We start from the raw sequence: 24331 nt of genomic DNA, 5'->3' as shown, positions 1-24331 counted from the left end.
CATTAACCGATAATACAATCTTTCAGCAAGCATCAAAAATAACCAATCCTTAACACCTTTGCGGGTTTAAGTTTATATCAACCTTTTAAACTTGTTCCAATTTTACCATAACAATCAACCTGATAAAAAACCATGCAAAAAACCATTATCCCGATGCTAGTCGCGTCATGCCTGTTCGCATTTTCCTGCAAGAAAAACACTTTGCCGGAAAATCAGCTGAGCACCACTCTTCAAAATAAAAATACGTTAATGGCAACTGCAGCCGCAAGTCCCGCAGCAAGCGTAAATGCCTATACCAATACATCAGCCTACATCAACACAGGCTTTGCGTTTTTAAACCCGACACAGATCGACAAAAACCGTCAGGCAATTGGCGGAAGCGCTTATACCGAAGTATATGGCTTCAATGTGCCGGAAGAAAACCGGGTAAGGGGCATCAGATGGAATGAAGACGATGAAACCACCTCTATCTGGCGCCCGCAGGGAATTTCGGGTTTCACGAGGAATGGCGTCCGTTATTTATTGGTAAGCTGGTACGCGAAAGATGCGGCAGAGAGCAAGGGATCGAGGATAACGCTGATTGACATTAGTCCAAGTTCGGCTACTTATTTAACCTACAGGCACATTTTACTGGTACAACCTACCCTGCCTACCGGTAATTTGGATTACACTCAATATGGTTCTTATGCGCCTTTAAATGTTCATGCCGGCGGCATTGCATATTTCAACGGTAAAATCTATCTGAGCAGTACAAGCCTAGGTTTAAGGGTATTCGATTTAGATAAGATTATCGAAGTAAATTCAGGAACCGGTACCGAAAATAAGTGTGGTAAAGATGCCAGCGGCAATCTTTATGCATTTAATTACCGTTACATCCTTCCTCAGGTGGGTTATTATAAAATCAATGATGCCGAGCCCTTTTCAACCGTACAGGTAAATTACGAAAACAATCAGTTGTGGACAGGGCAATATTATGCCGGAAGCGCAGATGCTTCTATTGTGCCTAAAATATTCGGGTTTCCCATTAATGCTGCCGGCGAACTTCAAAACTTGGGTATCCAAACGGTAATCCCTAAAAACAGTTTGTTTACATCGGATCATGCCCATGGCATTCAGGGCGTTTTCAGAAAAGGAAACAGAACCTGGCTTTCCTGCACCGGATCGCCAAGTGAATCGTACGGCTCTACTGCCCGTTTAGCGAGATATACTGATGGAGATACCAATACCACGAGGTACAGATGGCCTTATGGCGCAGAATCTTTATATCTTGAAACGCAATACAATTATTTGTGGAGCTTAACCGAGTTGAACCTAATGCCGGTGCTAAAAACGGCAGCCAGGTTAACCGCTGCATATTTGCTGTTGATTTCTCGAAATACGAATAGTAATATCACTAAAAACAAAAAGGGAGATGTTTAAAAACACCTCCCTTTTTTATATATTCTGATTGCAGGTTTAAGCTAATGCCTGCTCAATATCAGCTAAAATATCGTTAATGTGCTCTAAACCGATTGATAAACGGATAGATCCCTGTTCAATACCTACTTCATTACGTTGTTCTTCAGTAAGTTTGCTGTGCGTGCTGGTTGCCGGATGCGTAGCGATAGAACGTGTATCAGCCAGGTTTGCAGAGATAGAAAACATCTCTAAACGGTCCATAAATTTACGTGCCGCCTCTATGCCGCCATCAACCACGATGGTTACAATACCACCACCCTGTTTCATTTGCTTCTTAGCAATTGCGTACTGCGGGTGTGAAGGCAAAAACGGATATTTAACCAGTTTAATTTTTGGGTGCTTTTCTAAATATTCGGCCACTTTTAAAGCGTTTTCACAATGGCGGTCCATACGGATGGCCAAAGTTTCTAAACTCTTAGATAAAATCCAGGCGTTAAAAGGCGAAAGTGCTGGTCCGCTGTGACGGGCAAACCCCACCACCTCTGCAATTAACTCTTTTGTACCTAAAATAATCCCACCCAACACACGGCCTTGTCCGTCGATATATTTGGTAGCCGAGTGGATCGAAATGTGTGCACCGTATTTAATAGGCTGTTGTAGATAAGGTGTGGCAAAACAGTTATCAACTACCAATAATAAGTTGTGTTTTTTAGCGAGATCGCCCAAAAATTCAAGATCGATAATGTCGATACCCGGGTTTGAGGGCGTTTCGACAAAAATCATTTTGGTATTGGGCTTAATCAGCGCTTCCCAGTCCTGTGGTTTGTCTAAATCTGCATAATCGAAAGTTACACCCCAGTTAGAGAAAACATTGGTTAACAACTGATGTGTAGAACCAAAAACCGAACGGCTCGAAACCAGGTGGTCGCCGCTTTTTAAGAAAGCACCAAAAGTGGTAAAAATAGCCGCCATGCCGGTAGCTGTTGCGAAACCATCTTCAGCACCTTCTAAAAGGCACATTTTATCGATAAACTCTGATGTATTCGGATTGGAATAACGGCTATAAACATTCCCTTCTTTTTCGTTTGCAAATAAGGCACGCATTTCTTCAGCATCCTCAAATTTATAACTCGAAGTTAGATAAATTGGGGATGAATGCTCTTTATGCAAGCTGCGTTCGGTTTGAGTGCGTATAGCTATGGTTTCAAAATTTTCGGATTTCATTTTTTAGTGTCAAGTTATGAGTATTGAGATGTGAGACATCAGATTTGAGATGTTAGAATGAGATTTGAGATGTTAGACATTAGATATGAGTTTAGCCCCTCAACCTTAAACCCTACACCTTAAACCTCCACCTACACCTTAAACCTCCACCTACACCTTATTTATTTTGTAAGTAAAGTTAATTGTTGCTGAGCGGCCTAAAATATTCGACACCGAGCAGTATTTATCGAAAGTCATTTGTAAGGCACGTTCTACCTTTTGCACGCTTAAATCGCCAAAAAGATCAAAATGGATATCGATTACATCAAAAATCGGAGGCATTTCCTCTTCTTTACGCGTAGCATTTATGGCGATTTTAACATCATCAAGGGGCTCCTTCTGCTTCGTTAATACATTTACCATATCAATACCACTGCAGCCACCTAAACCAATAAGTAACATTTCCATTGGCCTGAAACCTTTTCCCTCGCCACCTATCGCAGCTTTTGCATCCAGCTCTACAGTAAAACCGCTTTCGTTCTCTGCTTCAAAATTAAATTTACCGCTCTTGCGGACTAGATTAATGTTCATGTTGTACCGTATTGAGATGTGAGATATGAGATGTTAGATATGAGACCTAAGTCCACTTTAAATCTTACACCTTACGCTCTCTTCCATCCACCTGTATTTAAATTTTATTCTTTATAGTATCGAGATATTAAATTTGAGGCACAAGACATACTAAACGCCTTAAACCTTCCAACCCTCAACCTTTCAACCTTTAATAGTATCGGGATATCAAATTTGATGCGCAAGACATACTTAACGCCCAAAATCGTCCAACCCTCAACCTTCCAACCTTATTCGCTATTCAAACGCCACGCGCCATACGCTTTGCCTAAATACCATAAAATACTAAGTTGTTTTTTTCCAGTTCTGGCAATTTAACCGGATGGCTAAACAGTGCAAAAACCGACGAACCGCTACCACTCATTAAAGCGAATGTTGCGCCTGCATCGTATAAACTGGTTTTTATTTGATGAATTTGGGGATATTTTGCGAAAACGGATATTTCGAAATCGTTAATAACCTTATATTTCCATGTTGTTGGATGCAAATGTATGATTTCTTTTAACGATTGCAAAGGTTTTTGAGGTTTTACATGCGCATACGCATCGGCTGTGCTTACATGTACGGGTGGTTTTACCAAAACTTTAAACCAGGCTGACAAATCTACTTCGCATTTTTCAAATTCATCACCTTTGTTAAAAGCATAAACCGGTTTGTTTTCGATAAAAAATGCACAGTCGGCACCGAGCTGGCGGGCATAATCTTCCATTTTATCAACAGACAATCCCAAACTGAACTTTTCATTCAATAATTTGATCAGAAAAGCACAATCTGCAGATCCACCACCTAAACCCGCACCTACCGGAATGTTTTTTAACAAATCGATGCGTTGTGAAGGAATATCGAAATCTTTTTTGATTAACTGATAGGCTTTAAAGCACAGGTTATCGTTAGGATTTCCCGGAATATCAATACCGTGAGTTTTGCAGGAAGTGATTTCAGCATCCGTAATCTCAACGGCATCCTTAATATTGACCGGATAAAAAACAGTTTCGAGGTTGTGGTAACCATCGGCACGTTTTTCGGTGATATTTAAACCAAGGTTTATTTTTGCGTTGGGGAAAGATAGCATGTTAGTCCTGAGTCTTAAGTCCTGAGTACATTGTGCCGAAACCAGCAAGCGTCTCATTTTGCAAACATACAAATTTTCCGCAGGTCCCGACTTCACCTCGGGATTACATGTAAATGTTAATAAATAGACTCTGTGATGATTTACAACACCTGATAAATTTTAGATATTTGTATTTTATTAATTATTTAAAATTTAAAAGCCCCAAAAGGGGTTTGGGGTGTATGAAACAATATTTAGATTTAATGCAGCATGTGCTTGATCATGGCGCTCAAAAGCACGACCGTACCGGCACCGGAACCATAAGCGTTTTTGGTTATCAGATGCGTTTTAACCTTCAGGAGGGTTTTCCGATGGTAACCACGAAGAAACTGCATTTAAAATCGATTATACACGAACTGATCTGGTTTTTAACCGGTGATACCAATATTAAATACCTTAAAGATAATGGTGTACGCATCTGGGACGAATGGGCTGATGAAAACGGCAACCTTGGACCGGTTTATGGTTCGCAATGGAGAAGCTGGCCAACACCTGACGGACAGCATATTGACCAGATTACAAACATCATCAATACGATCAAAAACAATCCCGATTCGCGCAGGATTATTGTTTCTGCCTGGAATGTTGCCGAAATCGAAAATATGGCCTTACCTCCATGCCATGCCTTTTTTCAGTTTTATGTAGCCGATGGTAAATTAAGCTGCCAGTTATACCAGCGCAGTGCCGATATTTTCCTGGGCGTTCCTTTCAATATTGCCTCTTATGCCTTACTTACCATGATGGTGGCACAGGTTTGCGGTTTACAGGCCGGAGATTTTATCCACACCCTTGGCGATGCGCATTTATACAATAACCATATCGAACAGGCCAACTTACAGTTAAGCCGTGAGCCTAAACCGCTTCCAACTATGAAAATCAATCCTGATGTAAAAAGCATCTTTGATTTTAAGTTTGAAGATTTTACATTGGAGAATTACGAGGCCCATCCGCATATTAAGGGGATAGTGGCAGTATAACAGCTGTTCATTCGTCATTAGCCATTGGTTAATTCGTTTGGGTGCAGAATTAAAACCTTTTTTTAAGATCATCCCTGTAATTTACTTAAATCAAGAGAAATCATGAGTTATAAATTAGAGGATTTAGAAGTTTATATTTTATCAGAATTAATCTCGGATAAAATCTGGAATATTGTTTTGGCCTGGGATTATTTCGCAAAAGACACCCTTGGAAAGCAGCTATGCAGAGCGGCAGATTCTATCAGTGCAAACATTGCAGAAGGGTATGGCAGATATCATTTTAAAGAGAACAAAAATTTCTGTTACTATAGCAGGGGTTCTCTTTTAGAAGTAAAATCATTTCTTAGGAAATCAAAGAATAGAAATTTAATATCTGAAGATTGTTACTCAGAACTTTATGCCGAACTAGAAACTATTCACTTAAAACTGAATGCTTATATTAAGTATATAGGCAAAACTTTAAACAAATTTTAATTTGCCGGTGTAACTGGGATCATATATAGAAAACTATGCCTGATACACCATACCGGCACTAATAAACAAATGACTAATGACTAATGAACCAAAAAATATTTCTATAGCTGTTGCCATTGGCGAAAATTACGCAATAGGCAAAAACAACCAGCTTTTGTGGCACATGCCGGCCGATTTAAAATTCTTTAAGCAAACTACCTCTGGCCATACGGTAATAATGGGCCGTAAAACCTTTGATTCTGTGGGTAAACCATTGCCAAACCGCAGGAACGTTGTAATTACAAGAGATACTGAATTAAAAATTGAAGGTGTTGAAGTAGTAAACAGTTTGGACAAAGCTTTAGAAATTACCCAAGCAGAAGAAAAACCAGTATTTATTGTAGGTGGAGCGGAAATTTACCGTCAGGCCTTACCAAAAACGGACACATTATATTTAACCACCATCCATCATACTTTTGATGCTGATACATTTTTCCCTGAAATTGACAGGAAAGAATGGAAAGTAATCAGTAGCGAAACCCATAAAGCAGACGAAAAGAATAAATACGATTATACATTTGAGGTTTTGGAAAGGATTTAATTTGTTAGGTCGTCATTGCAAGGAGGCTTTTTCAGCCAATGAAGCAATCTTAATGCTTTAGCAAACAGCAATTGTTTTAAGATTGCTTCGTCGTTCCTGCTCCCAATGACGTAATCTCAAAGAAGCACCTCTACCCCTGCCAGCTAAACCCGATATACGTGGATGCCCCTGATTTTTTCTATCGGGGCAGAAACATTAGCGGGACCGAACCAAACCCAAAGCCCACTGAAATTTCTTTCCAAATTAGTTTTAACCTAAAATTAGCCCTTTGAAATAAATCCGGCCTAATGAATTCTGCAGGATTACCACCCGATAAAAATTATTGTTAATAATTTATCAATTAAGGGGTTCTATAATTTAAAAATTTAATTAGATTTGCCGACTTGTTAAAAAACAGCGAAAGACAAATTATTTTAAACAAACAATGCAAGGAAAAGGTTTTATTAAGTTTATAGCGATAGTATTGGCTATCGTTTGTGCGTATGCACTTTCTTTTACTTTGGTAGCATCCAAGGTAGAAAAAGACGCAAAAAACTATGCGAAAGGTGACTTAGCCAAAGAAAAGGCTTACTTAGATTCGATGAGTACCGAGAAAGTTTATCCGGTTGTTGGGTTTACTTATCAAGAAGTAAAAGCCAAAGAAATCAACCTGGGTTTAGACTTAAAAGGCGGAATGAACGTAACGATGGAGATATCGTTAGCTGAACTGGTTAAATCATTAGCGGGCAACCCTACTGATGCCAATTTCAATAAAGCAGTTCAAAACGCACAGATCCAGTTAAACGCTGGCGGTAAAGACTACATCAAAATTTTCGTTAACGAATTCGAGAAATTAAGTCCGGGTGTAAAACTTGCTGATTATTTTTCAAATCAGGACAATGCTTCGCAATTAAAACCAAACGCAAGCAATGGCGAGGTTGAATCTTTCTTAGAAAAAGAAGCAACCAGTGCTATCGATCGTTCGTTTACTGTATTACGTTCGCGTATTGATGGTTTCGGAGTAGTAAGTCCTAACATGCAAAAACAAGAAGGCAGTAACCGTATCCTTATCGAAATGCCAGGTGTGCAGGATAAAGAGCGTATTGCTAAACTTTTACAAGGTTCTGCCGAATTACAGTTCTGGCAGGTATATCAGGTACAGGAAGTTGCACCTTTGTTAGAAAACATTAATAAAACGTTAGCTGCAACCTTAAAAGCTGATGCTCCTGCAACCAAAGATACAACTGCTGCTCCGGCTGCTGGTGGTAAACTTGCCGGTTTAGAAAAAGCTGCTGCTAAAGACAGTACAGCTAAAGGTGGTAAACTCGCCGGTTTAGGTAAAAAAGATTCTACAGCGGTTAGAGCTGAGTTATTAAAATCTAACCCGCTTTACGCAGTGCTTAACCTTCCTATCTATCAGGGACAAAACGGACAGCAACAATTAATGCCGGGTGCAGTTGTTGGTATGTCGTTACAAAAAGATACTGCAAAAGTAAATGCATACTTAAGAATGCCTGAGGTTGCTGCTGCAATTCCATCTACGATGAAATTTATGTGGAGCGTTAAACCAAGAGAAGGTTCTAAAGTTTTCGAATTATATGCTATTAAAGTAGTAAGTGCTGATGGTAAACCAGATTTAGGTGGTGAGGCAATCAGCGATTCTCGTGCTGACTTTGATCAGAAAGGTAAACCAGAAGTAACCATGTACATGACCAGCGAAGGTTCTGCTAAATGGAAAAAAATTACTGCTGAAGCTGCTGCTGATCCAAATAATAAAAAATCAATCGCTATTGTATTAGATAACCAGGTTTATTCTGCGCCAACTGTACAAAACGAAATTGCTGGTGGTGTATCATCAATCACCGGTAACTTTACACAGGCAGATACTAAAGATTTATCAAACATCTTAAAAGCGGGTAAATTACCTGCTCCTGCACGTATTGCCGGTAGTTACATTGTTGGTCCTACTTTAGGTGCACAAGCTATCCACGATGGTTTAATCTCTTTCGTAATTGCGTTTATCGTAATCTTAATCTTCATGGCGTTGTATTATCACCGTGCAGGTTGGGTTGCTAACTTTGCATTGTTAATCAACTTATTCTTCGTAATCGGTATTTTGGTATCGTTAGGCGCTGTATTAACTTTACCTGGTATCGCCGGTATCGTGTTAACCATCGGTTTATCTGTGGATGCGAACATCCTGATCTTCGAACGTGTACGTGAAGAACTTGCACATGGTAAAAGTGTGGCTGCTGCCATTAAAGAAGGTTTCAAACATGCAATGCCATCTATCATCGACTCAAACGTTACCTTATTCATTTTAGGTGCTATCCTTTATGTTTTTGGTAGTGGTCCGGTTCAGGGCTTCGCCACTACATTGTGTATCGGTATCCTTTCTTCGTTATTTGCTGCTGTAGCTATCTCAAGGGTAATTTTCCAATCGTTCTTGGATCGCAAAATCGAAATCAACTTCGATAACAGCTTAACCCGTAATGCATTTAAAAACTTAGCTTTCAATTTTGTTGGCCGTCGTAAAATTTATTACATCATCTCTACCATCATCATCGTTGCCGGTATTGGTATGTACTTCAAAAATGGTGGTTTAAACCTTGGGGTTGATTTTAAAGGTGGCAGAACTTATCTAGTTCACTTCGATAAAGCGGTAAACACTGAAGATTTAAAATCTAAATTAACCCCTGTTTTCGGTAACGAAACACCAGAGGTTAAAACTGCTGGTGAAGACAGTCAGGTTAAAATTACCACTACTTTCCACATCGAAGATCAGGACATTAAAACTGATAAAGTTGTAGAAGATGCTTTAAATAAAGGTTTGGCAGGCTCTAAATATGAAATCGTGAGTTCGCAAAAGGTAACGCCGATTATCGCCAGCGATATCGTAAACGGTGCTTTCTACGCCGTATTGATCTCATGTTTATTCATGTTTATCTATATCGTAGTACGATTTAAAAAATGGCAATATGGTTTAGGTGCGGTAATCGCATTATTCCACGACGTTTTAATGGTATTATCTTTCTACACCATTTTAGATGGTATCATGCCATTCTCGTTAGAAATCGGTCAGGATTTTATCGCAGCAATTTTAACAGTAATGGGTTATACCATGACAGAAACAGTTGTTGTATTCGACCGTATCCGTGAGAAACTAAAAGAAGCTGGTAAAGAAGATTTACATGGCGAAGAGCGTAACAACCTGATCAATTTCGCATTGAACAGTACTCTAAGCCGTACCATTTTAACATCATTAACCGTATTCTTCGTGTTATTGGTAATCTTTATTTTCGGTGGCGATAGCATTCGCGGATTTATCTTCGCCCTGTTAATCGGCCGTATCATTGGTACTTATTCATCATTATGTATCTCTACTCCTATCGTAATCGATTTGGGTAGCTCTGCAGAGAAAAAATAAGATCCAAAATCTTAAAATATGTAAGCGCTCCGATTTATCGGGGCGCTTTTTTTGTGCCAAACCTGCGAGGTTTAAAAGTCAAAAGAAACAAAGCTTTTCATTTATTTTGAAAAGCAAATCCTGTGGTTCTTCGGTTTCGATAGTCCTGCTATACATTTCAATCTTTTTAATTAAGCACTGTCATGCTGAGGTACGAAGCATCTGTTTCATCGGTTGCAGGTGCTTCGTGCCTCAGCATAACAGCATGTTCAGGGTTGCTGCAAATTAAAAAGGATTTCCATTCCTATCAGGTTTAATTCATTTAAGACAATACTAAAAACCTGCAAAATCCCACCTTCGTCATCACAACGTTATATATTGATCATTCATCCGAAATAGCTGCCAAAACCTCAATTTTTAAACCTTTTGGCTACCTTTTTGTTACGTTAGCTATAGATAAACCGATACATAATGGATTTACAACTTCCTAAAAGCGAATACCCTAGAGTAGTGATTGTTGGTGGCGGATTTGGCGGGATAGAATTAGCTAAACGTTTAAAAAACAAACCTTTTCAGGTGGTTATGCTCGATAAACATAACTATCATACTTTTCAACCATTACTTTATCAGGTAGCTACGGGTGGTTTAGAAGCCGATTCTATCGCTTTTCCCCTACGCAAGATTTTTAAAGGACAAAAAAACCTCATTTTCCGGGTAACTAAAGTTACCGAAGTAAATGCAGCAGAAAACTGCTTGCAAACCGATATAGGCAGGATCAATTACGATTATTTGGTTATCGCCACAGGCTCTACCAGTAATTTCTTTGGCAATAAAGAAATCGAGGCCAACTCAATGCCAATGAAATCGATCCCCGAAGCATTGGATTTAAGGAGTTTGATTTTACAGAATTTCGAAAAATCGCTGATCGAAAAAGATGCTGATAAAAAGAGCGCCTTATTAAACTTTGTTGTGGTAGGGGGCGGTCCAACAGGGGTTGAAACTTCCGGAGCCATTGCCGAGCTTAAAAAACATGTTATTCCGAACGATTATCCCGAAATGGATCTCAGCAAAGTAAATATTTATCTTGTAGAGAATTCTCCCGAACTATTGGGTGTAATGTCGCCACAGGCACAGAAAAAAGCAAAAGATTTCCTTACCGATATGGGCGTGCAGGTGATGAACGAAACCCGTGTACTTGGTTATGACGGGCACACCCTTACTTTACAGGATAAACCAGCTATTTTAAGTTCAACAGTAATCTGGAGTGCCGGCGTTAAAGGTGAAGTATTGGCCGGTTTAGACAAAGCCGAGGTAGTTCGCGGAGGAAGATTAAAAACCGATACCCAGAATTTAATTGTCGGTTATCAGAATGTTTATGCCATTGGTGATGTTGCCGCCATTATTGACGAAGAAACACCCAACGGCCACCCGGGGGTTGCGCCTGCAGCCATCCAGCAAGGACATCATCTGGCCAAAAATCTGCTCAATATCAAAAAAAATAAACCTTTAGAGAAATTTAAATATTTCGATAAAGGCTCAATGGCTACCGTGGGCCGTAATAAAGCAGTGGTCGATATTGGTAAAATCCGTTTTCAGGGCGTTTTTGCCTGGTTTACCTGGATGTTTGTACACTTAATGACCTTAGTAGGCTTCCGTAATAAAATTATTGTTTTCGTAAACTGGCTTTGGAGTTATTTCAGCTACGATAGAGGTACGCGTTTAATTATCAGAACCTTTGCAAAAGACAGAAGTGTGGATTACAGGGAGGAAGTGCCGAGTGAGGTTCATTAGTTCATTCGTCATTTGTTTATTGGTACCTAGCGATAGCCTTAATAGATCATAGTTAATGGTTTGTTGGTTCATGGCCTGGCTGCTTATTACGTTTGCCTTATTGATTATAGTTGATAATTAGAATGGATCATAGTGTAACGGTTAAATGAATTAATTTGCATTAAATATATGCTCCATGGCAATGAACAATCTAACTATAAACCAATAAAACCATTGACCATGAACCATAGTTACCAAATCTTTCCTTATTTTGCTAAAAATTCTTCTAGCCAATATGAGCCAAAATAAATTCAGATTAGTAGAATGCCCACGCGATGCCATGCAGGGTTTGCACGATTTTGTACCTACAGCGCTTAAGGCCGAGTATTTAAATCTTTTGCTTCAGGTAGGATTTGATACGCTCGATTTTGGCAGTTTTGTTTCGCCTAAAGCCATTCCACAAATGGCAGATACAGCAGAAGTTTTAGCACAATTGGATTTAAGCAGCACCTCTACCAAGCTTCTGGCCATTGTAGCCAATTTAAGGGGTGTAGAAGATGCAGTAAAGCATCAGGAGATCTATTACCTTGGTTTTCCTTTTTCGATCTCTGAGACTTTCCAGCAGCGTAATACCAATTCGAGCATTACACAATCTTTAGCTACCGTTGAGGAGATGCTTAACTTATGTGATAAGAAGAATAAAAAAGCAGTGGTTTATTTATCAATGGGTTTTGGAAATCCCTATGGCGACGAATGGAATTACGAAATTGTAGAAAAATGGGCTGATGTGCTGGTAAGTAAAGGTGTAGAAATTTTATCACTGGCCGATACCGTGGGCGTTTCTACTCCGGAAAAAATAGAAAGTATATTACCAAAATTAATTTCTAAGTTTAATAATATAGAAGTTGGCATCCATTTACACTCTACTCCTGCCGAACGCTTCGAAAAAATTGAAGCTGCTTATCAGGCAGGCGTAACACGCATTGATTCGGCGTTAAAGGGCTTTGGCGGTTGCCCAATGGCTGATGATGACCTTACGGGCAATATTGCTACCGAAGATGTTATTGGCTTTTTAAATGCAAAAGGAGAAACGTTGAATCTTAATATGGATAAATGGAATGAGGCTATGGCCTTATCGGGGAAGGTGTTTGGGTAGGTTTGTTTTTCTTAAGGTTCGTCATTTCGAGCGGAGTGAAACGAAGCCGAGAACCCGGAGGCTCAGCGAAGCTAAATCTATCTCAAGGATAGATCTCTCCGCTCCACTGCGTTCCGGTCGAGATGACGATAACTAACATATGCATACGTGGTTAAAGTTCCTACACCTTCTTTACCATTTTAAAATGCTGTATGCCAGCTTCCTCAAACTGATCGCCTTCGGCCACGAAACCAAATTTGGCATACAAACTCATGGCATCCAGTTGTGAGTTTAAATAAATATAATGTGCATCTTCAGGCAGATCGGATAAAGCTTCGGCAATTAATGCACGGCCAACCCCCTGTCCTCTAAAATCCTTTAAAACGGCAAAGCGTTCCAGTTTATAACCTAAATCAGTTTTGCGCCAACGGCAGGCACCGCAAGGTTGTCCGTTATTCGTGGCTAAAAAATGTGTTGATTCATCTTCATGCTCCCATTCCAGTTCCGGCGGACAATTCTGTTCGTCTACAAATACAATTTTACGGATAGCAAATACTTTATCTAAATCTTCTGGGTGGTTAACTTTTTGAACGTGCAGACTCATTATCGTGGTGTTTAAAGTGTTTATTCGATTTTAATTTCAATTCATTTAATTCTTTCGCAACGTCGATTGAATGTGAGCAATGAATATCGGCCTCTTTTTTCGCAAGCGTAGCAATCGTAACGTAAAATTTATGTAACTGATCCAATTCTTTCTCGCTCAGGTCTTCAATATCCACCATGCGGTTACTTGCACCCTGCTGCGCAGCAATCAGTTCATTCAATTTTAACTGAATTGCTTTTCCATCCTTATTCTGTGCTTTCTGGATCAGGAAAACCATTAAAAAGGTAATAATCGTGGTGCCGGTGTTAATTACCAGCTGCCAGGTTTCAGAATAATTAAATATTGGCCCGCTCAACGCCCAAATTACAACAATAGCAGTTGCGCTGATAAATGCAGCAGAACTACCGGTAAACTTGGTCGCTGCATTAGCGAATTTCTCAAAAAAATTATTTTTTTTGGTATCGTTTTTAGATTTTGCCATCACATTTTGTTTGCTTAAATATAACCAAAAACAAACAAAAACGCCATAAGTTTTTAACCTTATGGCGCTTTTGTTAATTATTGAATGATTGATTTTTTGGATGATTGAATGTAAATTCAGCCTTCCAAACCAATCAAAACTTATAGTTTATCATTTACGTTGATACAGTTCAGATCTTCGAAAGCAGTAGTTAAACGCTTCACGAAAGTTTCTTCACCTTTACGCAACCATACGCGTGGATCGTAGTATTTTTTATTTGGTTTATCATCGCCATCAGGGTTACCAATCTGGCCCTGAAGATAAGCTTCGTTCTTTTTGTAATATTCTAAAATACCTTCCCAAAATGCCCATTGCATATCAGTATCAATATTCATTTTAATGGCTCCATAAGAAATTGCTTCCCTGATTTCTTCCTGAGAAGAACCAGAACCACCGTGGAAAACGAAATTGATCGGTTTCTCTGCAGTTAAATTGAATTTTTCTTTGATGAAATCCTGAGAATTTTTCAAGATTACCGGTTGCAATTTCACGTTACCTGGTTTATAAACACCATGTACGTTACCAAAAGCAGCAGCTACAGTAAAACGTGGAGAAACTTTACTTAATTCTTCGTAAGCATAAGCTACTTCACTAGGTTGTGTATATAATTTCGAGCTGTCTACATCGCTGTTATCCACGCCATCTTCTTCACCACCGGTTACACCAAGTTCGATTTCGATCGTCATGTTCATTTTAGCCATGCGCTCCAAATATTTTGCAGAAATTTCCATGTTTTCTTCAATCGGCTCTTCCGATAAATCAAGCATGTGTGATGAAAACAAAGGTTTTCCGGTTTCAGCGAAGAATTTTTCACCGTGGTCTAAAAGTCCGTCAATCCATGGCAATAATTTTTTAGCGGCGTGGTCGGTATGTAAAACCACGGCAACGCCATAATGCTCTGCCAATAAATGTACATGTTTAGCAGCCGATACAGCTCCTAAAATACATGCTTGCAATTTCTCATTATCTAACGATTTACCAGCATAAAACTGTGCTCCTCCGTTTGACAACTGAATCATAACAGGCGAATTTACTGCCTTTGCAGTTTCCAATACCGCGTTAACCGTATTGGTACCGGTTACGTTTACTGCTGGTAAAGCAAACTGATGTTTTTTAGCCTGCTCAAACAATTCTTGAACGGCATCTCCGTAAATTACGCCTTTGTAGCCTTTTAAACTCATTTCTTGTTAATTTTATTAAGTCCGAAGTTATAAAAAAAATTAACATTACAAGCTTTTGTAACAACAGAATTATTTGCCTAACAGCAAAATAAGGCCTATTTAGTGTAAAAAACACATTATCCTTAGTGTAAAAAAGACACACTACACTTTTCAATTTACAGCTGGCAACAGGCAAATGCCAGTTTTAAACTACTCCGGCTATTGGTTATCAACGATCAATCAATTAACCATCAACTATTTTTTACATCTAATAAAGGTTCGAGTTTATTTTATTTTTCGTTTCTTTGCAATCCAATTCTTTAAAAAATTATATGGCTTGGTTTAAAAGAGAGAATAAAGGTATCATTACCACAACTGAAGAGAAAAAGGAAGCACCGGATGGTTTGTGGAATAAATGTCCAAATTGTAAGAAACCGCTACATCAGGCAGAACTTCAGGAAAACAAATACGTTTGCCACTACTGCGATTATCACCTGAGAGTAGGTTCAAAAGAATATTTCGAGGTTTTATTTGATAATAACGAGTTTAAAGAGCTGTTCCCGAACCTAACATCAGGCGACCCTTTAAATTTTAACGATAACAAACCTTATACCGACAGGATTAAAGAAAGTCAGGCTAAAACCGGCTTAAAAGATGCTATCCGTGCTGGTGTTGGTAAAATTGAAGGTCAGGATCTGGTTATTGCCTGTATGGATTTCGCTTTCATCGGCGGCTCTATGGGCTCAGTTGTAGGCGAAAAAATCGCAAGATCTATCGATTACAGCATTAAACATAAAGTTCCTTTCCTGATGATTTCCAAATCAGGTGGTGCACGTATGATGGAAGCCGCATTTTCATTGATGCAGATGGCTAAAACATCGGCCAAACTGGCTTTATTGGGGCAGGCTAAAGTACCTTACATTTCTTTATTAACCGATCCGACTACGGGCGGTGTAACGGCATCTTATGCCATGCTTGGCGACATCAATATTGCAGAACCAGGCGCATTGATCGGTTTTGCCGGCCCGAGGGTAATTAAAGAAACTATAAAAAAAGATTTACCGAAAGGTTTCCAAACTTCCGAATTCGTTCTGGAACACGGTTTCCTCGATTTTATTGTAGATAGAAGAGCCATGAAAGCTAAATTAGGCGCTTTTATTAAGATGATGAATAATTAGATTGGTTCTGTAGATCATTAGGCATTGGTTAATTAGTGCAAACGGACCAATAAACAAATGACAAATTAACTGTTAAACTATAATAAGAAAAGCAGGGCTTGAATAACTTAGGTTAGTTCAGTCCTGCTTTTTGCTTCTCCAGATTTTACATCGGGACCGCGGCAATCAGGTTTATATTTTGCAGGCCTGCAATTCTATGGGAAGGCAGTTTTCCTGGCGAGTGCTGCTATCACCCCACCCTGCACTATCATCCTGAGCTCATTTGTGAGGTCAGATGTTCCATCTCACCCTTAAACCTAGTGAATACATTTCAAGACTTCACTTGTGTCAGCTGATCACAGCTAATACCGCAGCTCAACTGCAACATTTCCATTAACATCTCTCAATCCTACCCTTATTTCATAAATTAGCACATCAAATAATCAACCCTAACTAATTATGAATAAAAAACTACTATTTTCTGCACTATTCCTGTGTGCTTCGGCCAGTGTTTTTGCGCAAGACCGGAAAATAATCGACAATATTGTTAAAGAAGTGAACGAAAACTCTCAATTAGAGAAACTTGCTCACGAATTACTTGATGTTGTTGGTCCGCGTTTGGTTGGTTCGCCACAAATGAAACAGGCAAACGATTGGGCCGTAAAAAAATACAGCGACTGGGGCATCTCTGCCAAAAACGAAAAATGGGGCGAATGGGCCGGCTGGGAACGGGGTATTACCCATATCGATCTGGTAAGTCCACGGGTACGTACTCTAGAAGGTACGCAACTGGCCTGGAGTCCATCTACCAATGGAAAAGCCATTAATGCAGAAGCCATTATCCTTCCGGCAATTACTGATTCGGTATCCTTTCAAAAATGGTTACCCAATGTAAAAGGTAAAATCGTACTCATTTCGATGAACCAGCTTTCTGGCCGACCAGAAAAAAACTGGGAAGAATTTGCCACAAAAGATCTTTTCGAAAAATTTAAAAAAGAAAAAGCCGAAGCTGCAAAAGCATGGGCAGCCAGTTTGGCCAAAACCGGTTTAACCGCTAAAACACTTCCTGTAGCATTAGAAAACGCAGGTGCAGTAGCGGTGGTGATCAATAACTGGTCGCAAGGCTTTGGTGTAGATAAAATTTTTGGTGCAAATACCACAAAGGTGCCTACTTTGGATCTATCTGTAGAAGATTATGGCCTGGTTTACCGTTTGGCCTTAAATGGCGATAAGCCTAAGCTTAAAATCGAGGCAGATTCGAAGAAATCAGGTGCTGTACCAACCTTTAATACCATTGCAGAGATAAAAGGAACACAAAAGCCAAATGAATATGTAATGCTTTCGGCTCATTTCGATTCGTGGGATGGGGCAAGTGGTGCTACCGATAATGGTTCTGGTACCATATTAATGATGGAAGCCATGCGCATTTTAAAGAAAATCTATCCTAACCCAAAACGAACCATTTTGGTTGGCCATTGGGGAAGTGAAGAACAGGGCTTAAACGGCTCAAGGGCATTTGTAGAAGATCACCCGGAAATTGTGAACAATCTCCAGGCTTTATTTAACCAGGATAACGGAACAGGTCGCGTGGTTAACATTGGCGGACAGGGTTTTGCCAAATCAAAAGATTACATCACCCGTTGGCTAGCCGCAGTACCTGATACCATTAAAAACCAGATCAAAACCAGTTTCCCGGGAACACCGGGCGCAGGCGGATCAGATTTTGCTTCTTTTGTGGCAGCCGGAGCCTTGGGTTACTCTTTAAGTTCTACCAGCTGGGATTACGGCACTTATACCTGGCATACCAACCGCGACAGTTATGATAAACTGGTTTTCGACGAAATCAGAAGCAATGTAATTTTAGCGGCCATTATGGTTTATATGGCATCAGAAGATCCTGAAAAAACTTCTACCGAAAAAGCAACCGATTTACCAGTTAACGAACGTACCGGCAAGCCAGCAACCTGGCCGGTTCAAACCAAATCGAACAGAAAAGGTGGATTGTAGACAATAATTTTGAATAGTTTTATAAAAGAGCATTTGGAAACAGGTGCTCTTTTTTTATAACTCACGTATCGTCATCTCGAGCGAAGTGCAACGTAGCCGAGAGATCTGTCTCGAGATAGATCTCTCCATTCCGCTGCGCTTCAGTCGAGATGACGATTTTTATTTCGAGCCATCTACAGCTTACAAGAGAATGCTAAAAGACCTATTCCTCTTTCTTCTGAAATTTATAAAACAAATACCCCAAAAAAGGCAATATCAGCACGCTCCCCAATAAAAGGGCTAGGCCCAAACTATAAATGGTTTTCTCTGGTCCAACAGTTTCCAATAGCGAAATCGCGTCTCCACTCTTTAAACGGATAAAATTTGGAAAGTGGGCATAACTAATCGCCAACAGGATCATCGTTACCTGGAAGCCCGCTAAAATGCGTAAAACTTTGGTTTTGCCTTTAATCAACAGATACCATAATAAAACAAGGGATAAACTGGCCAGTATTATGGCAGATAAGCCAACTGTACTTTTAAACACCCAATCGATCAACGGAATTTTATCACGTTGTGCAGCGATAAATACCAGGGCACCAAAAACTACCGCAGCTACATTCATAAATTCGGCCTTTTTAATAAAACGGCGTTTATCATGGTATTCATTTGTTTCGCCGATAAGATAAATGGCCGCAAGGAAACCACAAAGCGCAACCGTAAAGAAGCCTACAGCGATTGAAAACCAGTTTAACCAGCCAGAAATATAGGCCGTATAAAAATCTGTCGCCTGCGTATCGATATGCCCTGAAATCAGGCTTCCGGCGATAATACCCAGAAATAAAGCGGTAACGAAGCTCGAGTACCTGAAAATACGGTTGTACAACCACTGCATATCATCCTTTACAGCATCATAATGGCGGAATACAAAAGCTGTACCGCGGGCGATAATCCCGATAAGCATAATAGCCAATGGAATATGCAGGTAAACCGACATAGTGGTATAAATAAAGGGGAAACCTACAAAAAGGATTACAATGGCAATGATCAGCCACATGTGGTTGGCTTCCCAAACCGGACCAATGGCCTGGTACATGGTTTTCCGGGTTTTACTCCTGTTTTTTGTTGAAGTAAAGAGTTCAATAATCCCGGCGCCAAAATCGGCCCCGCCTAATAAAAAATAGAGCAGGATGGCCATGCATAAAAATGTAATTACAACGTATTCCATAGTCTATATTTTTGCCACAGATTTGCACAGATAAACACAGATCTTGAATAGTTTAGCCACAGCCATTAAATTTTTATCCGCGTTCATCATTTTTATCTGTGGTTAATTAATTATTAGTTGCTGTTTTATTATAAAGCAATGGCACCATTTTAATCTGCCGGTAAAGTAAAAACGTTACGATAATGCTCAGCGACACATAAATAGCCGAGAAAATATAAAATGAATAAGCTATCCCAGGCATCGGTGTAACCGCATCTTTGGTACGCATAATGCCATAAATAATCCATGGCTGCCTGCCAACCTCTGTAACTACCCAGCCGGCCTCTAAAGCGATATAACCAAGGGGAATGGCAAAAACAAATAGTTTTAACAACCAGCGTTTTTCGGTTAAGGGTTTCTTTTTAAAAAGAATGAAGAAATAAGTTAACGATACCAAAAGCAGTAAGGTACCGATACCTACCATGATCTGAAAAGCATAATGCGTTATTGCAACCGGAGGATGTTCGTTTTCAGGAATCTGATCCAGCCCTTTAACTTCCGCTTTGAAATCGCCATGCGCCAGAAAACTTAATGCGCCCGGAATTTTGATCGCTCCTTTCACTGTTTTATCTTTCTCGTTTACAATGCCGCCAATCAATAAAGGTGCAGGTTTTTCGGTTTGATATAAGGCTTCCATTGCCGCCAGTTTTGCAGGCTGACGTTTGGCAACGTCTTTTGCAGATATATCGCCGCTTAATGGCTGTAACAAAGCAGCAATGCAGGCAAAAACAGCTGCTATTTTAAAGGCTTTTAAATGAAATGCGGCATTTCTATTTCGTAAGATCATTAAAGCATGCACGCCTGCCACTGCAAAGCCTGTAGCGGTAAATGCAGCCAGGCACATGTGCAAAGCCTGACTGAACCATGCTTTATTGAACATGGCCTGTATAGGATCGATGTTAAGGTATTTGCCATTTACAAAATCAAAACCCGCCGGGCTGTTCATCCAGGCGTTGGCGGCAACCACCAGTATGCCCGAGGCCAGTCCGCTTACTCCTACTACCATACCTGTAAACCAATGGAACCATTTATTCAATTTATTCCAGCCGTAAAGGAAAAAACCCAGAGCTATTGCTTCGATAAAAAAGGCAGTTCCTTCGAGCGAAAAAGGCATTCCGAATATCGGTCCGGCATGGTCCATAAATTTTGGCCAGAGCAGTCCCAGTTCGAACGACAGCATGGTACCTGATACCGCACCTGTAGCGAAAAATATGGCTACCCCTTTACTCCAGGCCTTTGTCAGGTTTTTATAGACCTCATCGTTTGTTTTAAGCCATTTATAATGCGATACGGCCATAAAGAAAGGCATCACCATGCCGATACAGGAAAAAATAATGTGAAAGCCTAACGATAAGGCCATTTGCGAACGGGCTGCTATAAAATCATCCATGGGCTGTAGATTTTGAATTGTAACAAATATAGTTGTTAAACACTAAAGCCTATGGTAATTCAATGACGTAGAAAGGATTATTTTAAATATAGAACGTTTATAAATTGAAAAAAGATTTGGCAAATGATCCTTAATAGTTACCGTCATTTCGAGCGGAGCGAAGCGCAGTCGAGAACCCGCAGGCTCAGCGAAGCTAAATCTGTCTCGAGATAGATCTCTCCACTCCGCCATGCTCCGGTCGAGATGACGACTTTTATTTTTGAATATGAGAATTAAACCCCTTTCAACTCATCATAAGCAGCGGTTAAGCTCCTCTGGATGCCTTCACCCTGCCATTCGGGTGCATTTGGAATAGTAGTTGCTTTAAGGATATCTTCTTTGCTTTTACCTGCTTTGATTTCGCCACCCACAAAAGTTAGCAGGCTCTGAAGATAATTTTGGTAAGCTTTAACATCGGCTTTGGTTCCGGTTACTTTTTCCGGATCGAGGCTGTGCCCCCATATAAACAGCGTATCGTTATCAAACTGGTTCTGGATTTTATCTAAAGCAGTAATCCAGTTACCAATGTGTGCACCATTTTCTCTATCAATGTATGGAAATTTACGGTTGAAAACCAGATCACCAACATGTACAATATTGGCATGTTCGAAATGATAAACGGCATCGCCATTGGTATGGCCAGAACCATAATAATAAGCTTTGATATTTTCGTTGCCTACTTTTGCGCTCCATTTTGTACCGAAAGTAGTATCGGGCAGTAACTGTTTATCTAAATTATTTGCCTTTTCTGCACCTTTTTTCTGATTAACCAACGAATTTTGATGCGCAACAACTTTTTCTGCCAATCCTTTAAATGATATATTCCCGGCGGTATGATCGCCGTGGTGATGTGTATTGATCAGGTATTTGAAAGGTTTTTCGCCCAATTTTTTTAATTCTTCAATCACGTGTGGTGCTGTTGTCGGGAATTGCGCATCTACCACCACAAAACCATTGCTCGAATTTAACCAGCCAATGGTTCCGCCCTGCTCAATAAATATACCCACATCATTTCGAAGTGGTTTAAAATTATAGGCACGGAATAAGTCTTGCTGTGCAAAAACATTTGTTTTATAAATTGAAAGCAGGGCCATGGCCAATGCCGAATTTTTGATAAAATTTCTTCTTTCCATTTTGGGATTAAGCTAAAAAAACCACAGCAAATGCTGTGGTTTAAATTTAATGATTTTGATCGTGAATTAACAAAATTTATATTCCCGATCCCGGCGTAGTGCCTGGCTCGTGCCCCGGACCAAAACTATTGTTCTTGCGGTCTTTATCTTTGTTGAACAGATTGGTAGTTACTTTCGATGATTTGTTATCATCCAGTGTTCTATCCTCTTTAATATCTTCGGCGGTATTATCCAGTAAATCGTTCTCAACAACTTTACCTTTTTCTTTATTCGTTTCCATAGTAATTGTAAATTGATGTACTATAGCAACAAGCGAAAAATAAGATTGTTTTTAATAGTTGTTTTGAGAATGGGATTTATACCTGCAGACTATTTCCAGTAAAGGAAATATAACTTTACCTTTCCCGATTACAACATTGCCCCGGGCAATTTTCCTAATTCATGGATGCAGCCAAAAGAATGAAACCTCCTTTTGTGGATTTTATTAAAATGGTTCGAAGATTCAAAAGAAAAGGGATTGAAGATAAACTTGTAGATGTGTTTCCTTTCTTCATTTAATTTTTCTTCCAGTTTAGCGTTTTCCAGATTTTGAGTGTTGTGGTTCGTTTCCATGATGATATAAATTATTGAAAACCAGGCTGGCTTTCAGGGTTAACAATTTTAATAATATTAAAGCTATTTTAAAATTTGCTTAACCTTATACCAAGAGGTGTTTGATAAGGTTTCGTTCAGGAACAACAGGTAAAATGGCGTGGATTGCCTTATGTTTAATTAAATATAAGGTTAATTATTGGGTTTTGCAAGTTAATTTTCAGCTGTTTGGTAATTATGTGTTAAAATTTTAAAAGCGTGTTTTTTTTGGAAATCAATTGCAGATGCATTTAGGTAAATGCAGTCCTGCTCTGCACTTTACTTCGTTGCACTCGTGTCCGTTCCGATCAGGTTTAGGTGGCACGGCCGGTAATCCTATTTGGGGTTGCAGGGTGCCTAAAAATCCCACTTTGCATCATGCCATTAAACCGCAAATATCAGCAATAAAGCTGTACCTAAACCTGATTAAAGCGGATACCGGCCAGGCGCCTAAGGCCTGCGGGCGTATGAGCGAAAAGCAGGACTAACATTAAAATGAAAGCTAGACCTGCTTTCCAAAAAATCATTATTGAATTATTTTGCCCATAAAAAAAGTCCCGATCTGCACCGGGACTCTACTATTTGGTTAATGATATTTTATGCTAAAGCATTCTGCTTCACTACCATTTTAACTTTTTCGATTACATAATCCAAGTCTTCTTTAGTGGTATATTTACTAAACGAAAAACGCACCGACGGACGGTTTGGATCGGCATTGATGCCGTTTAACACATGCGAACCGATATTTGAGCCGGATGAACAGGCACTACCGCCCGAAGCGCAGATACCATTGATATCCAGGTTAAATAACAACATATCGGCCATATCCATTTCAGGGAAAGAAACATTGAGCACTGTATATAAACTTTTATCGGCATAGGTTTCACCATTAAAGCCAATACCCGGGATTTCTGCAATTAACTGTTCTTTTAAATAATCTTTTAAGCCCTGAATATGCGCCTGGTGTTCGGCCATTTCTGCATAAGCTATTTCTAAAGCTTTGGCCAGGCCAACAATACCATATACGTTTTCGGTACCGCCACGCATGTTACGCTCCTGCGCACCCCCGTAAATCATCGGTGGGATTTTGATATTACTGTTTACGTATAAAAACCCAACACCTTTTGGTCCGTGGAGTTTATGTGCCGCACAAACAATAAAATGTGCTTTGAGCTCCCTTACATTATGTGGATAATGGCCCATGGTTTGCACCGTATCGGCATGGTAAATGGCATTATATTTTTCGCAGATATCACCCACTTTAACCATATCAGTCAAGGTGCCCAACTCATTGTTGGCATGCATTAACGAAACAAAAGTGCGTTCGTTGTTTTGAAGGAGTTCTTCTAAATGATTGTAGTCAACATTACCTTTTTCATCAATGTTAACGAAACTTAATTTATCGATCTCACCATTTTTAAGCATCGTATTTAGCGTATGTTCAACAGCGTGGTGCTCAATTTTAGAGGTTATAGCATGTTTAATACCGTATGCGGCAATACCGCAACGAATAGCAGTATTATCGGCCTCGGTACCACCAGAAGTAAAAAATATTTCGGAAGGTGATGCGTTTAACAGACCAGAAACGGTTTTACGGGCTTTTTCTACGAGCGTCCGCACCTCGCGACCAAGCGCATGAATGGCAGATGGATTACCGAAATAGTTTTCCATCACATTTGTCATTTCCGCAATTACTGCCGCATCTAAAGGCGTTGTGGCCGCATTATCTAAATAGACCCTTTTCATTTCTACGAATATTTAAAGTTAGTGTGTTGCAGAGGG

At 39.7% G+C, this 24331-nt stretch carries 20 protein-coding genes; 9 read left to right on the top strand and 11 right to left on the bottom strand.

Features of this window, described 5'->3' with window-relative positions:
* The first annotated feature begins 132 nt into the window (after positions 1–132).
* The gene (locus ABD769_RS07180; RefSeq protein WP_344850666.1) at positions 133–1419 is read left to right on the top strand and encodes a hypothetical protein; all 1287 of its coding nucleotides are present in this window, start codon (positions 133–135) and stop codon (positions 1417–1419) included.
* 36 nt (positions 1420–1455) lie between these two features.
* Here the strand turns inward: ABD769_RS07180 and ABD769_RS07175 are convergent, their stop codons facing one another.
* The 3 genes from ABD769_RS07175 to ispE all read right to left on the bottom strand — a co-directional run bounded on the left by ABD769_RS07175 (position 1456) and on the right by ispE (position 4303).
* The gene (locus ABD769_RS07175) at positions 1456–2622 is read right to left on the bottom strand and encodes a trans-sulfuration enzyme family protein (RefSeq protein ID WP_344850664.1); all 1167 of its coding nucleotides are present in this window, start codon (positions 2620–2622) and stop codon (positions 1456–1458) included.
* A gap of 150 nt (positions 2623–2772) precedes the next feature.
* Positions 2773–3192 (bottom strand): OsmC family protein, encoded by a 420-nt coding sequence (locus ABD769_RS07170; RefSeq protein WP_344850662.1) that lies wholly within the window; start codon positions 3190–3192, stop codon positions 2773–2775.
* A 307-nt stretch (positions 3193–3499) separates the two neighbouring features.
* Positions 3500–4303 (bottom strand): 4-(cytidine 5'-diphospho)-2-C-methyl-D-erythritol kinase, encoded by an 804-nt coding sequence (gene ispE / locus ABD769_RS07165; RefSeq protein WP_344850660.1) that lies wholly within the window; start codon positions 4301–4303, stop codon positions 3500–3502.
* Between the two features lie 221 nt (positions 4304–4524).
* On the opposite strand from ispE, the gene ABD769_RS07160 reads away from it, so the two are divergent.
* The 6 genes from ABD769_RS07160 (at position 4525) to ABD769_RS07135 (ending at position 12684) form a co-directional block, all read left to right on the top strand.
* Entirely contained in the window at positions 4525–5319 is a 795-nt protein-coding gene (locus tag ABD769_RS07160) for a thymidylate synthase (RefSeq protein WP_187591051.1), read from the top strand.
* A gap of 102 nt (positions 5320–5421) precedes the next feature.
* Positions 5422–5793, top strand: a complete 372-nt coding sequence (locus ABD769_RS07155) for a four helix bundle protein (protein ID WP_344850658.1) — start codon at positions 5422–5424, stop codon at positions 5791–5793.
* 76 nt (positions 5794–5869) lie between these two features.
* On the top strand, positions 5870–6373 hold the full coding sequence (locus ABD769_RS07150; protein WP_344850656.1) for a dihydrofolate reductase: 504 nt from the start codon (positions 5870–5872) through the stop codon (positions 6371–6373).
* A 424-nt stretch (positions 6374–6797) separates the two neighbouring features.
* Complete coding sequence (gene secDF, locus ABD769_RS07145; protein WP_344850655.1) at positions 6798–9779, top strand: protein translocase subunit SecDF; 2982 nt, start codon at positions 6798–6800, stop codon at positions 9777–9779.
* A 450-nt stretch (positions 9780–10229) separates the two neighbouring features.
* Positions 10230–11549 carry an NAD(P)/FAD-dependent oxidoreductase gene (locus tag ABD769_RS07140; RefSeq protein ID WP_344850653.1) on the top strand — a complete coding sequence of 440 codons (1320 nt, stop codon included), beginning with the start codon at positions 10230–10232 and terminating at the stop codon, positions 11547–11549.
* A gap of 274 nt (positions 11550–11823) precedes the next feature.
* A complete protein-coding gene (locus ABD769_RS07135; protein ID WP_344850651.1) occupies positions 11824–12684 on the top strand; it encodes a hydroxymethylglutaryl-CoA lyase in 861 nt (286 codons plus the stop codon).
* Between the two features lie 160 nt (positions 12685–12844).
* Here ABD769_RS07135 and ABD769_RS07130 read toward each other — a convergent pair whose 3' ends face one another.
* The 3 genes from ABD769_RS07130 to fbaA form a co-directional block, all read right to left on the bottom strand.
* Positions 12845–13267 carry a GNAT family N-acetyltransferase gene (locus ABD769_RS07130; protein ID WP_344850649.1) on the bottom strand — a complete coding sequence of 141 codons (423 nt, stop codon included), beginning with the start codon at positions 13265–13267 and terminating at the stop codon, positions 12845–12847.
* Entirely contained in the window at positions 13242–13748 is a 507-nt protein-coding gene (locus ABD769_RS07125) for a low affinity iron permease family protein (protein ID WP_344850647.1), read from the bottom strand. The genes ABD769_RS07130 and ABD769_RS07125 overlap by 26 nt, the downstream gene beginning before the upstream one ends.
* 140 nt (positions 13749–13888) lie before the next feature.
* Positions 13889–14968: a class II fructose-bisphosphate aldolase gene (gene fbaA, locus ABD769_RS07120; protein ID WP_113947070.1), complete on the bottom strand. Its 1080-nt coding sequence runs from the start codon at positions 14966–14968 to the stop codon at positions 13889–13891.
* A gap of 311 nt (positions 14969–15279) precedes the next feature.
* Between fbaA and accD the strand changes: the two genes are divergently transcribed.
* Complete coding sequence (gene accD, locus ABD769_RS07115) at positions 15280–16125, top strand: acetyl-CoA carboxylase, carboxyltransferase subunit beta (protein ID WP_131532007.1); 846 nt, start codon at positions 15280–15282, stop codon at positions 16123–16125.
* Positions 16126–16563: 438 nt separating this feature from the next.
* Complete coding sequence (locus ABD769_RS07110) at positions 16564–18111, top strand: M20/M25/M40 family metallo-hydrolase (protein ID WP_344850639.1); 1548 nt, start codon at positions 16564–16566, stop codon at positions 18109–18111.
* Between the two features lie 202 nt (positions 18112–18313).
* Here the strand turns inward: ABD769_RS07110 and ABD769_RS07105 are convergent, their stop codons facing one another.
* From ABD769_RS07105 to ABD769_RS07085, 5 genes are all read right to left on the bottom strand, one after another.
* Entirely contained in the window at positions 18314–19318 is a 1005-nt protein-coding gene (locus tag ABD769_RS07105; protein WP_344850637.1) for a cytochrome d ubiquinol oxidase subunit II, read from the bottom strand.
* Positions 19319–19424: 106 nt separating this feature from the next.
* Complete coding sequence (locus ABD769_RS07100; RefSeq protein ID WP_344850635.1) at positions 19425–20747, bottom strand: cytochrome ubiquinol oxidase subunit I; 1323 nt, start codon at positions 20745–20747, stop codon at positions 19425–19427.
* Positions 20748–21019: 272 nt separating this feature from the next.
* Positions 21020–21919, bottom strand: coding sequence for an MBL fold metallo-hydrolase (locus ABD769_RS07095; RefSeq protein ID WP_344850633.1), 900 nt, complete (start codon positions 21917–21919; stop codon positions 21020–21022).
* A 76-nt stretch (positions 21920–21995) separates the two neighbouring features.
* Positions 21996–22199, bottom strand: coding sequence for a hypothetical protein (locus tag ABD769_RS07090; protein WP_344850630.1), 204 nt, complete (start codon positions 22197–22199; stop codon positions 21996–21998).
* Between the two features lie 947 nt (positions 22200–23146).
* Entirely contained in the window at positions 23147–24295 is a 1149-nt protein-coding gene (locus ABD769_RS07085; protein WP_344850627.1) for a cysteine desulfurase family protein, read from the bottom strand.
* Positions 24296–24331: the final 36 nt, after the last annotated feature.

The sequence above is a fragment of the Pedobacter jeongneungensis genome, from assembly GCF_039538295.1.
Taxonomy (GTDB): Bacteria; Bacteroidota; Bacteroidia; order Sphingobacteriales; family Sphingobacteriaceae; genus Pedobacter; species Pedobacter jeongneungensis.
Note: the sequence above shows the minus strand (reverse complement) of the source record. Positions and strands in the feature narration are given on the sequence as shown.